We start from the raw sequence: 11245 nt of genomic DNA, 5'->3' as shown, positions 1-11245 counted from the left end.
CCGTACGAGGGGTGCCGGTGCGGGACGGGGTGGCGGGGGTCTTGTCGGGAACCGCCTTCACCCGTGCCTCCCCCCAGCACAGCTCCGTCCGGACGTGGTGGTCAACCAGGCTGCCGTCGGCCCGCGGTACGGGGTGAGCCTGCGGGTGACAGGGCCGGGGGCACGGCGGACCGGTGCGTACGGCGTCGCCCGCTTGCCTCATCGGGCAGCCCCCCGTGCACGCCGGGGCGGCCGACCATCCGTTCCCGGTGATCGCCGCAGTGGCGAGAATCGCCGGTGTTCCCCGGTCGGGCGACGGCCACACAACAGATGGCCCCACGGACCGCGGAACGGGGTGGGAAGCACGTCGAGGAGCACGTCAAGGAGAGGCTTATATGCCGTCGTACCTGTCCCCGGGCGTCTACGTCGAAGAGGTCGAGTCCGGTTCCCGGCCGATCGAAGGGGTGGGCACGTCGGTCGCCGCCTTCGTCGGGTTCGCCCAGCGCGGCCCGTTCGACGAGCCGACGCTCATCACGAACTGGAGCCAGTTCGTCAGCACCTTCGGCGACTTCGTCGACGGCACCTACCTCGCCTCAAGCGTCTACGGCTTCTTCGCCAACGGCGGCGGCATCTGTTACATCGTCCGCATCGGCGACGGCTCGGACACCGTGGCCGGGGGAGCGGACGGCGAACTCGCGGCCGGATCCGAGGTCCAGGTCGGACCGTACGCCGTCAAGCCCAGGCCGGGCGTGGCCGGCGGGATCAGCGTGGAGGTCGCCGAGGCCGAGGGCGAGGACCCGCCGTCCGACGTCTTCCAGCTGATCGTGAAGCGCGACGGCCAGGTCGCGGAGACGTACCCCTCCGTGACCACCAAGCGCAGCAAGGAGAACGTCGCCACCCGGGTCAACGCCAAGTCCGAGCTGATCGAGATACGGGAGTCGGGGCGCGGCGCAGCCCCTGCCCGGCCCGCGCCGCAGGCGGTCACCCTCGCCCCCGCCGCTCCGGCCGCCGGGAGCGCCGGCGCGCTCGCCCCCGAGGTGTACGTCGGCGACGCCGACCGCCGTACGGGGCTGGGCGGCCTGGAAGCCGTGGACGACATCACCATGATTGCCGTACCGGACCTCATGGGCGCGTACGAACGCGGTCTGCTCGACCTGGAGTCGGTCATTGCCGTGCAGCAAGCTCTCATCGGCCACTGCGAGTTGATGGGTGACCGGGTTGCCATCCTCGACCCACCGCCCGGACTGACGCCGCAACAGATCCGGGCCTGGCGCACCGACCAGGCGAATTTCGACTCCAAGTACGCCACGCTCTACTACCCCTGGATCAGCGTCGCCGACCCGGCGTCCGGCCGCGCCGCTCTCGTACCGCCGAGCGGTCACATCGCCGGGATCTGGGCGCGCAACGACGACTCGCGCGGGGTGCACAAGGCCCCGGCCAACGAAGTGGTGCGCGGGGCCGTGGCGTTGCAGACGCAGCTGACCAAGGGGGAGCACGATCTGCTCAACCCGATCGGGCTGAACTGCATCCGCTCCTTCCCCGGCCGCGGCATCCGGGTCTGGGGCGCCCGCACCCTGGCATCCGACCCGGCGTGGCGCTACCTCAACGTACGGCGGCTCTTCAACTACCTGGAGGAGTCGATCCTCGCGGGCACCCAGTGGGTGGTCTTCGAGCCGAACGACGACGCCCTGTGGGCCCGTATCCGCCGCACGGTCTCCGCGTTCCTGGTGAACGAGTGGCGCAAGGGCTCGCTGTTCGGCCTCACCCCGGACGAGGCGTTCTACGTGAAGTGCGACCGCGAGACCAACCCGCCGGAGAGCGTCGACGCCGGCCAGGTCGTGTGCGAGATCGGTGTCGCGCCCGTCAAACCGGCCGAGTTCGTCGTGTTCCGCCTCTCCCAGCTGACCGGCGGGACCGGGGGCGTCGACGAATGACCGGCGCGCGCCGCCCCGCAGTGACCGGCCCGTTCCCGAACCTGGCGTAAGGAGCCTGTGGTGCCACTTCCCGATCTCGACAGTTCCGTCGGGCACTCCTTCGGTCTCGAATTCGACAGCGTCGTCATCAAGCAGATCACCGAGGTCAGCGGTCTGAAGATGGAGCAGGACGTCATCGAGCTGAAGCAGAACACCGCCGACGGCAAGTACGCCATCAAGAAGCTGCCCGGCCGGCCCAAGGCCGGCGAGGTCACCGTCACGCGCGGCCTGACCGAGGACAACAGCTTCGAGCGCTGGATCAAGGACTCCCGCTTCGGCCGCATGACGAACGCCCGCCGCAACGGCGCCGTCATCGTGTACGACTACGAGGGCCTGCCCATCAAGCGGTACAAGCTCATCAACGCCTGGCCCAAGTCGCTGGAGATCGGCACGCTCAAGGCCGGTGACACCTCGGTGCTCACGGAGAAGCTGGCGATCACGTACGAGAGCATGGAGCTCGACTGATGCGGCGTTCCGTCCAGTTCCAGGCACCTCCGGAACGGGACACGGGCACGGGGCGGTCCGAACCGTTGCGGACCGAGTTCACCTTCGAGCTGCCGCGCGGTTACGTGGACGAGTCCGGCACCGTGCACCGCAGTGGGGTGATGCGGCTCGCGACCGCGCGGGACGAACTGGTGCCCCTGCGCGACGACCGGGTCCGGGAGAACTCCGCGTACCTCTCGGTCGTGCTGATCTCCCGGGTCGTGACCCGGATCGGTACGGTCGAGGACATCCATCCGGGCGTCATCGAGGACCTGTTCGCGTCGGATCTCGCGTTCCTCCAGGACTTCTACCGCCGGATCAACGCCGAGGGGCACACCCGCGCGGCCGTCACCTGTCCGTCCTGCGACGAGGAGTTCGCGGTGGATCTCGCCGGCGGTCGCCTGGGGGAATCGTGACGTACGCGGCCGACCTGCTCTACGAGGAGGTCGCGTACCTCGCCTACCACTTCCACTGGCCGCTCGACGACCTGCTGGACCTGGAACACCCGGAACGCCTGAAGTTCGTCGCACAGGTCGCCCGCCTCAACGGGCAGTAGCCAGGAGCACGGAGGAGGACGAGGAACCATGGGGCTGATGTCCTGGCTGCGCGGCGGTCGTGCCACCGACGCCCCGTCCGCGCCGGCGCCGGACCGGGGCGACCGGGTCGACGTGAGCCGGCTGGCACCCGTCCAGCGGTCCGTCACCGGGCAGGACCTGTTGATCAATCCCCGTGGATTCGAAGCGGGGTTGACGACACGTCAGGATGCCTCGATGGGCACGCCGCTGGGACACCTGGTGAGCCCGGAGGCCCCCGCCGGCCTGGTGCGCGGGGTCGTCGACGCCGCTCCGGGGAGCCCGCCTCCGCCCCTCCAGCGGGCCGTCGAGATGCCGGTGCGTCACGGGACGCGCACGGTGGCCGTCCAGCGGGCGTACGGGGACGGCCTGCCGAGCCTGACATCGGCCGGGCCCGCCTCCGAACCGGCCGGTCTTCCGGTACGCCAACTGGTCGGCGAGCAGCCCCTCGTACCCACGGACGAGCACACGGAGGCGGCCGGCCCCGCGGCCGAGCCGGACACCCCTGACTCCGTGCCGGGTGCCCACCCCGGCTTGCCGCCGGTTCAGCGCACCGCCGACGGCGTACCACCCGTGCCGCCCCAGCCCCGGCGCGCGGGCGGTCTCGGTGCGCCGCTGCCGGGCCTGCCGCCGACCGCCCAGCGACGGGCGGCCGAGCCGGGGGAGGCCGCGTCACCGCAGGTGCAACGTGCTCCCCGGCCGACGGAGGCCGACGCGGGGCCCGAGATGCAGGGCCCGCAGGACACCGCCCTCGCGCCGGAGACCGTGGCCCCGCTGCTCGGGGACGACCCCCTGACGGCGCCGGCCACCGAGGACCCCGCTCCACAGCCGGCCGCCGAGCAACCAAGCACTGGGCAGGCGGCCGGCGGACAGGAGAGCGGCCGCGAGCCCGCCGCCCCCGTGCAGCGCGCCACCACCGCGCCCGCACCCCCGCCGGATCCCGCCCGCCCCACCGCACCCCTGCTCGGCGACCGGCCGCTGCCTCTGCGTACCGCCCCCGCACCCGGGGAGGCCCCGGCCGGCGGCGAGGCGATCGTCCAGCGCGCGACCGAGGGCACCGGGACCGACAGCAGCGGCCCGGGGACGTCACCGTTCGCCCCCGTACCCCCGAGCCCGCCGCCCGCCGTGGCCGTCCGCTGGACCGGCAACGGCGAGGGCCCGGCGCCCGGCGCACCGGCGGCACCGTTGCAGCGTGCGGTGTCCCCCGTGCAGCAGCAGGCCCCCTCCGTACAGCGGCAGTCGTCCCCGGTGCCCGGCCGGGGGCCCCGCGTCCCCGCCTCCGTGCAGACCGCCGGGGCCGCCGCCGTGGCGGCCGGAGTGGCGCAGCGGATGGCCGACGGGAGCGTCGTGTTCCCGTCCGCGCCTCGTGACGGCACCTCGCGGCCGGTCGTCCAGCGGGACTCGGAGACGGCCGAGGAACCCCCGCCGTCGCCCCCGCCGGAACCCGATCCGGAACCGGGACCCGAGTCCGAGCCGCCGGCCACCGGTGAACAGCCGGCGGCCTCCGCCGCGAGTCCCGACGGGACACCGGCGGGACCGGGGGCGCCGCCCGTCACGGACGAGCTGGTCCGGGCCCTCTACGCCCCCCTCAGCAGACTGCTGAAGGCCGACCTGCGGCTCGAACGCGAGCGCTCCGGATTCCTCATCAACACCCGTCACTGATCGAGAGGCACGCGCCATGGCCACCGACCCCGCCCCGGACGACCCCGCCGTCAGCGTCTGCTTCGTCGTGACGATCGACGACATCGAGCTCGGGTCGTTCAACACCTGTGACGGGCTGGGCTGCGAAGTCGTCCTGGAAACGCGGGAGGAGGGCGGCAACAACGGGCACGTGTGGCAGCTGCCGACCCGTCTGAAGTACTCCAACGTCAAGCTGTCGCGCCCGCTCACCCGGGAGACGGAGAAGGTGGCGCGCTGGTTCGCCACCATGACGACCGGGTTCAGCCGCAAGACCGCGCACATCGAGGCGCGGACGGGCGACGGGCGGAAGGTCGCCCAGTGGGGGCTGCTCGAAGTCGTGCCCGTGCGCTGGACCGGGCCCTCGTTCACCCCGGAGTCGCCCAAGGTCGCCATGGAGACGATCGAGATCGCCCACCACGGCTATGTGATGGAGGGCTGAGCGGCGTGAGCGGTGCGGGACCCATCGCCTTCAGCGCGGCCGGGACGTCCGGGGTGGCGTCCGCCGCGAAGGGCGGCTCGGCCAGGCCCAAGCTGGAGCACGCCTACCTGGAGCTGCGCACCCCGCCCACCGGGGGCGGGCTCACCCCCGGTGGGCCGTGCGGACGGATCGACTTCCAGTTCAACCCCAAGGAGCTGAGCCTGACGAAGGCGGCCTCCTGGAAGCGCACCCCGGCCAAGGGAGCGAAGAGTTCCGGTCCGCCGGAGTACCAGGGCTCGCAGCCCAGCAAGCTGACCGTCGAGATGTTCTTCGACGCGGGCGACACCCAGGACACCCGGGTCGTCACGGCGGTGGAGCAGCTCTTCGCGTGCTGCGTACCGACCAACGAGACCAGGCAGCAACAGCGCTCCTCCCCGCCCTGGGTGGTCTTCCACTGGGGCGGGCTGACCGGCTTCCCCGGATATGTGAGCCAAGTCGCCGCGAAGTACACCCTGTTCACCACCTCGGGCGTCCCGATCCGTGCCGTGTGCCAGGTGACGATGGAGGAGATCAGCGGCGAGACACCCGGCCAGAACCCCACGTCGGGCGCGCTGGCCGCCCGGCGGGTGCACAGGGTGGCCTCCGGCGATTCGCTGCCCTCGCTGGCCCACCGGGAGTACGGCGACGCCGGTGCCTGGCGGGTCATCGCCGAGGCGAACGGCATCGACGACCCGATCCGGCTGGCCCCGGGCACCCAGCTGCTGCTGCCCGCCCTCGACGAGCTGAGCCGGCTCGACGGCACCGGCGGCCGGAAGGCGGGGCGATGACGCGTCAAGGGGTCGCCAGCGCGCTGGTCGTGGAGTTCGACGGCCGCCCGCTGCCGGCGAAGTTCCTGAACACCCTGGTCGAGGGGTACGTCGACGACAGCCGCACGCTCCCCGACCTCTTCCTGCTGCGGTTCCGCGACCCCGACCGGGTCCTGCTCCAGCAGACCGGACTGAAGATCGGCAGCGAGGCCCGGCTGCTGGCCCGGACCGGCGCGGACACCGCCCCGAAACCCCTCCTCGAAGGCGCGGTCACCGCCCTGGAGGTGGAGCTCGACGAGACCGGCACCTTCACCCTGGTACGGGGCCTCGACGCATCGCACCGCCTGCTGCGCGGCCGGCGCGTCGCCAGCTACCAGAACATGACCCTCTCCGACATCTGCGGCCAGATCGCCCAGCGCGCCGGACTGAAACCGGGCACCGTGGACGTGGCGGGTCCCGTCATCGAGCACATCGCCCAACCGAACGTCACCGACTGGGAGTTCGTACGCGGCCTCGCCGAAGAGGCGGGCGCCCAGGCCTACGTACGCGACGGGCAGCTCCACATCACCCGGCCCGCCGAGGCGAGCGGGGCGCCGGACAGCTCCGCGCGGGCCGACCGGGACCCCCTCGTCCTCGAACTGGGCACCAACCTGCTGCGCTGCCGCGCCGGTGTCTCGGCCGCCGAGCAGGTCTCCGAGGTGGAGGTGCGCGGCTGGGACATCGGTGCCAAGGAGCCACTGGTCGGCCGGTCGCCCGCCGGCACGTCCGCAACCCTGGAACTCGGCGTCACGGCGGCCGAGGTGACCGCCCCCTTCGGCGAGGCGCGGTTCGTCGTCACCGACGCGGCCTACGGCACACAGGCCCAGGTGGACCAGGCGGCGAAGGCCCTGGCCGAGCGCATCGCCGGGTCGTTCGCGGAGCTGGAGGCGGTGATCCGGGGCAATCCCGAGGTCACGGCCGGCAGCGCGGTCGCGCTCAACGCGGTCGGCGCCCCCTTCGAGGGCCGCTACACCGTCACCTCCTCGCGCCACGTCTTCGACGCCGTGCGCGGGTACGAGACCTGGATCACCGTCTCCGGGCAGCAGGAGCGCTCACTGTTCGGACTCACCGCCGGCGGCGCGCCGGGGGCGTCCGGTGCGTCAGGGGCCGGTCCGCGCTGGGCCGGGCTGGCCAGCGGGACGGTCACGGACACGCACGACCCGGAGGGCTCGGGCCGGGTGAAGGTGCGCTTCCCCTGGCTGTCGGACGAGTACGCGAGCGACTGGGCGCGCACCGCGCAGTCCGGCGGGACGGGCGGCGGCGAGGCGTTCATCCCGGAGGTCGGGGACGAGGTGCTGGTCGGCTTCGAGCAGGGCCACCTGGACCGGCCCTACGTGCTGGCGGGGCTCTACAACGGCAAGGACCGGCCGGGCGGGGGAGGGGACGCCGCGAACGCCCCCGGGGCCCCCGGCGGCGGCGACCTCGTCGACCCCACCACCGGCGCGGTCAACCGCCGCGCCTTCGCCTCCAGGAGCGGCAACCAGCTCGAACTGCTGGACGCCGCGAACGGCCCGCAGGGCGTACGGCTGCGCACCGGTGACGGGAAGCTGACCATCGACCTGGACCGGCGGGGGACCGCCGTCGTCATCAACAGCGACGGCAGCGTCACCATCGAAGCCAAGGAGCGGGTCTCGGTCACGGCGGCCAAGGGCGTCGCCCTGGACGCCGGGAGCGGCGAGCTGACGCTCACCGGCGAGAGCGTCACCCTCACCTCGCGCAACGGCGTCGCCCTGAACGGCGGCAACGGGAAGGTCGCCCTCTCCACGGACGGCGCGGTCGAGGTGCACGGCGGCCAGGTCACGGTCGACGGCAGCCGGCGCACGGACGTGAAGAGCGGCGGCTCGGTCACCGTCAACGCACCGATGATCCAGCTTAACTGACGTACCACCACATCCGTAGCGAACAGGAGCGCAGCGCATGCCGTCAGCAGCAGCCGCCCGGGTCGGCGACCCCACGGGCCACCCGGGCACGGTCGGGCCGCCCGGGGTGCTCACGGTGCTGATCGGCGGCAGACCGGCGGCCACGGTCGGCACCGTCCACCAGTGCGCCTCGCCGCTCGGCCACCCGCCCTCCCCGATCGCGCCCCCGGGCAGCCGGAGCGTGTTCATCGGGGGCAGGCCCGCCGCCCGCGTCGGGGACCTGAGCGGCTGCGGAGCGCCCATCCTCGCGGGCTGCGCCACGGTGCTGATCGGAGGCTGAACGGACATGGGAGAGCAGTTCATCGGAGCCGGCTGGGCCTTCCCGCCGCGTACGGACGCCACCGGGTCCATCGCCCTGGTGCGCGGCGAACGCGAACTGGAGGAGTCGATCCGGCTGATCCTGGCGACCTCGCCCGGCGAGCGCCCGATGCGGCCCGAGTTCGGCTGCGCCGTCAACGACTACGTGTTCGCCCCCGCCGACGCCGGGACGGCCGGGCAGCTCGCGTACGAGGTGCGCCTCGCCCTGGAACGCTGGGAACCGCGCATCGAGGTCGCCGACGTCACCGTCCGCTTCGACGCGGCGGACAGCGGGGTCCTGTACATCGACATCGGCTACACCGTGCGCGGCTCCAACGACCCGCGCAACCTCGTCTTCCCGTTCTACGTGATCCCGCAGCACGAACCGGATGCGAGCCACGACGACGAGGAGGCCGGCGCGTGACGCTGCCCAGTCCCCATCTGGACGACCGACGTTTCCAGGGCCTGGTCGACGAGGCCAAGCGCCGCGTCCAGCAGCGCTGCCCGGAATGGACCGACCACAATGTGTCGGACCCGGGCGTCACCCTCATCGAGGCGTTCGCGACGATGGTCGACCAGCTCGTCTACCGGGTGAACCGGGTGCCCGAGAAGAGCTACCTCACCTTCCTCGACCTGATCGGCGTGCGGCTGCACCCGCCGACGGCCGCGCGCACCGATGTGACGTTCCGGCTGTCCGCCCCCCGGCCGGACCCCGTCGTCGTGCGCGCCGGGACCGAGGTGGCGACCGTTCGTACGGAGACCGAGGAGGCGGTCGTCTTCACCACCACCTCCGAGCTGACCGTCGTGCCCTGCTCGTTCGCGCACGTGGCGACCTGGCCGGCCGCCGAGGAGGTCGTCGACCGCACCGAGCAGCTGGCGATCGGGCGTGACATCGCCTGCTTCGGCGCCACCCCCGCCCCCGGTGACTGCCTCTACGTGGGGCTCTCGGCCGCCGTCCCGGCGGGCGTCGTCGTGCTGCGACTGGACTGCCGGGTCGAGGGCGTGGGCGTCGACCCGCTGCGCCCGCCCCTGGTCTGGGAGGCCTGGGACGGCACCGGCTGGGCGGCCTGCGAGGTCGAGAAGGACGACACCGGCGGCTTCAACCGGTCCGGCGAACTCATGCTCCACCTGCCGAAGACCCACACCCCGGCCGCCGTCGTCCGACGCACCGGCGGCTGGCTGCGCTGCCGGCTGATCGAGGCCGAACCGGGCCGCCCGACCTATCTGGCACCGCCCGTCCTGCGGGGCATCACCGCCTTCACCATCGGCGCCACGGTCGCCGCCGAGCATGCCGAGACCATCACCGACGAGGTGCTCGGCGCGGCGGAGGGCGTACCCGGGCAGGCGTTCACCCTCGCCCGGTCGCCCGTCGTGCCGGGCGACTTCGTGGTCGAGGTCGCGGACCCGGCGAACGGGCCGGAACCCGAGTTCACCCGCTGGACGAAGGCCGACGACTTCGCGCACTCCGGCCCCGACGACCGGCACATCACGCTCGACCTCAACTCCGGCCGCGTCGAGTTCGGCCCGGCCGTACGCGAACGGGACGGCTCCATCCGCTACTACGGGGCCGTCCCGGCCAAGGGCGCCACGGTGCGGGTGCGCTCCTACCGCACGGGCGGCGGGCTGCGCGGCAACGTCGCCCGGTCGACGCTGAAGGTCCTGCGCAGCGCCATCCCGTACGTGGCACGCGTGGAGAACCGCAGGCCCGCGCTCGGCGGCGTCGACGGCGAGAGCGTCGACAGCGCCCGGGTGCGCGGTCCGATGACCCTGCGCACCCTGCACCGGGCCGTCGTCCCGCACGACTACGAACTCCTCGCCCGCGAAGTCGCCCCCGACGCGGCCCGTGTGCACTGCATCCGCGCGGGCGCCGACGGCGACGACAGCGGTGCCGACGCCCAGGGGGTACGGCTCCTCGTCGTGCCGGCCGGGCGCAGCGACGACCAGGGCCGGATCGGGTTCGACGAGCTGATCCCGCCCGCCGAGACCCTGCGCCTCATCGCCGGACATCTGGACGAGCGCCGCCCGATCGGCGCCCGCCTCGTCGTCGAGCCGCCGTTCTACCAGGGCGTCACCGTGGTCGCCTCGGTCCAGGCCGAGCCCGGCGCGGACCGCGACCGCGTCCGGGACGCGGCACTGGCCGCGCTCTACGGGTACTTCAACCCCCTCTCCGGCGGACCGAACGAGCAGGGCTGGCCATTCGGGCGCCCGGTCCACTCGGGCGAGGCCTTCGCCGTGCTCCAGCGGGTGCCGGGCGTGGACCTGGTGGAGGACGTACGCCTCTACCGCGCCGACCCGGTGACCGGGGAGCGCACCGACGCCACCAGCAAGATCCCGCTCGACCGGCACGCGCTGGTCTTCAGCTACGAGCACCAGCTCCGGGTGAGGGGAGCCTGAGCCATGCGCACCGGCGTCCCCGGACTCCCCACCCCGCACCCCCTCATCGACCAACTCCCCGCCGTCTACCTGGAGCAGGACTTCCTGCGCCGCTTCCTGAGCGCACTCGACGACGTCCTCGCCCCGGTCCTGCTCACGATCGACAACATGCCCGCCCACCTGGACCCGCGCAGCGCCCCGGACGACTTCCTGGCCTGGCTGGAGCAGTGGGTGGCGGTGGATTCCCCCCCGGACGGCCCGGTCGAACGACGCCGCGAGACGGTACGGGGCGCGGTGGCCCGGCACGCCCGGCGCGGCACGTCCGGCGGCCTCGCCGACGCGGTACGCCTCGCGACCGGAACCGAACCCGAGATCACGGAGAGCGGCGGCACCGCGTGGTCCACGGGCCCCCTCACCGCCCTGCCGGGCGCACCGCGCCCCTGGGTGACGATCCGGGTCCGGGAACAGCCCGGACGGACCATCGACCGGGCCCGCCTCGAAGAACGCATCGGCACGGAGGTCCCGGCGCACGTGGGCTTCACACTGGAGATCCTGCCCCCGGACGGGGGCGCGGGGGGTGCGGCGCGGTGATCTGTGAGTCGTGCGGGACGAGGAACGGACCGGGGCGAGGACGTCGTCGAGTGCGCTCAGGAAGCGGCGCAGGAAGTCCTGCTCCAGGTAGACGGCGGGGAGTTGGTCGATGAGG

At 73.0% G+C, this 11245-nt stretch carries 12 protein-coding genes; all 12 read left to right on the top strand.

The window, feature by feature from the left end; translation table 11 throughout:
- Positions 1-374 precede the first annotated feature (374 nt).
- From EAO73_RS26450 to EAO73_RS26400, 12 genes are read left to right on the top strand one after another with little or no spacing between them, the layout of a single operon-like run.
- Positions 375-1913, top strand: coding sequence for a phage tail sheath family protein (locus EAO73_RS26450; protein WP_147974098.1), 1539 nt, complete (start codon positions 375-377; stop codon positions 1911-1913).
- Between the two features lie 60 nt (positions 1914-1973).
- On the top strand, positions 1974-2417 hold the full coding sequence (locus EAO73_RS26445) for a phage tail protein (RefSeq protein WP_018099792.1): 444 nt from the start codon (positions 1974-1976) through the stop codon (positions 2415-2417).
- The gene (locus EAO73_RS26440) at positions 2417-2851 is read left to right on the top strand and encodes a hypothetical protein (protein ID WP_147974097.1); all 435 of its coding nucleotides are present in this window, start codon (positions 2417-2419) and stop codon (positions 2849-2851) included. Before EAO73_RS26445 ends, EAO73_RS26440 begins: the two co-directional genes overlap by 1 nt.
- Positions 2848-2991 (top strand): DUF6760 family protein, encoded by a 144-nt coding sequence (locus tag EAO73_RS36105; protein ID WP_018099790.1) that lies wholly within the window; start codon positions 2848-2850, stop codon positions 2989-2991. Before EAO73_RS26440 ends, EAO73_RS36105 begins: the two co-directional genes overlap by 4 nt.
- A 28-nt stretch (positions 2992-3019) precedes the next feature.
- A complete protein-coding gene (locus EAO73_RS26435) occupies positions 3020-4669 on the top strand; it encodes a hypothetical protein (RefSeq protein ID WP_147974096.1) in 1650 nt (549 codons plus the stop codon).
- Between the two features lie 16 nt (positions 4670-4685).
- A complete protein-coding gene (locus EAO73_RS26430; RefSeq protein WP_093703642.1) occupies positions 4686-5126 on the top strand; it encodes a phage tail protein in 441 nt (146 codons plus the stop codon).
- Positions 5127-5131: 5 nt separating this feature from the next.
- A complete protein-coding gene (locus EAO73_RS26425) occupies positions 5132-5932 on the top strand; it encodes a LysM peptidoglycan-binding domain-containing protein (protein ID WP_147974095.1) in 801 nt (266 codons plus the stop codon).
- Complete coding sequence (locus tag EAO73_RS26420; protein WP_147974094.1) at positions 5929-7830, top strand: VgrG-related protein; 1902 nt, start codon at positions 5929-5931, stop codon at positions 7828-7830. Before EAO73_RS26425 ends, EAO73_RS26420 begins: the two co-directional genes overlap by 4 nt.
- A 37-nt stretch (positions 7831-7867) precedes the next feature.
- A complete protein-coding gene (locus EAO73_RS26415) occupies positions 7868-8149 on the top strand; it encodes a PAAR domain-containing protein (RefSeq protein WP_147974093.1) in 282 nt (93 codons plus the stop codon).
- Positions 8150-8155: 6 nt separating this feature from the next.
- Positions 8156-8590, top strand: coding sequence for a GPW/gp25 family protein (locus EAO73_RS26410; protein WP_147974092.1), 435 nt, complete (start codon positions 8156-8158; stop codon positions 8588-8590).
- Positions 8587-10560 (top strand): putative baseplate assembly protein, encoded by a 1974-nt coding sequence (locus tag EAO73_RS26405; RefSeq protein WP_147974091.1) that lies wholly within the window; start codon positions 8587-8589, stop codon positions 10558-10560. Before EAO73_RS26410 ends, EAO73_RS26405 begins: the two co-directional genes overlap by 4 nt.
- Before the next feature lie 3 nt (positions 10561-10563).
- Entirely contained in the window at positions 10564-11130 is a 567-nt protein-coding gene (locus EAO73_RS26400; RefSeq protein ID WP_147974090.1) for a phage tail protein, read from the top strand.
- Positions 11131-11245: the final 115 nt, after the last annotated feature.

Origin of the sequence: Streptomyces sp. col6 (assembly GCF_008042035.1) — a bacterium.
Taxonomy (GTDB): Bacteria; Actinomycetota; Actinomycetes; order Streptomycetales; family Streptomycetaceae; genus Streptomyces.
The sequence above is the reverse complement of the archived record's forward strand: the minus strand, read 5'-3'. Positions and strand labels throughout refer to the sequence as shown.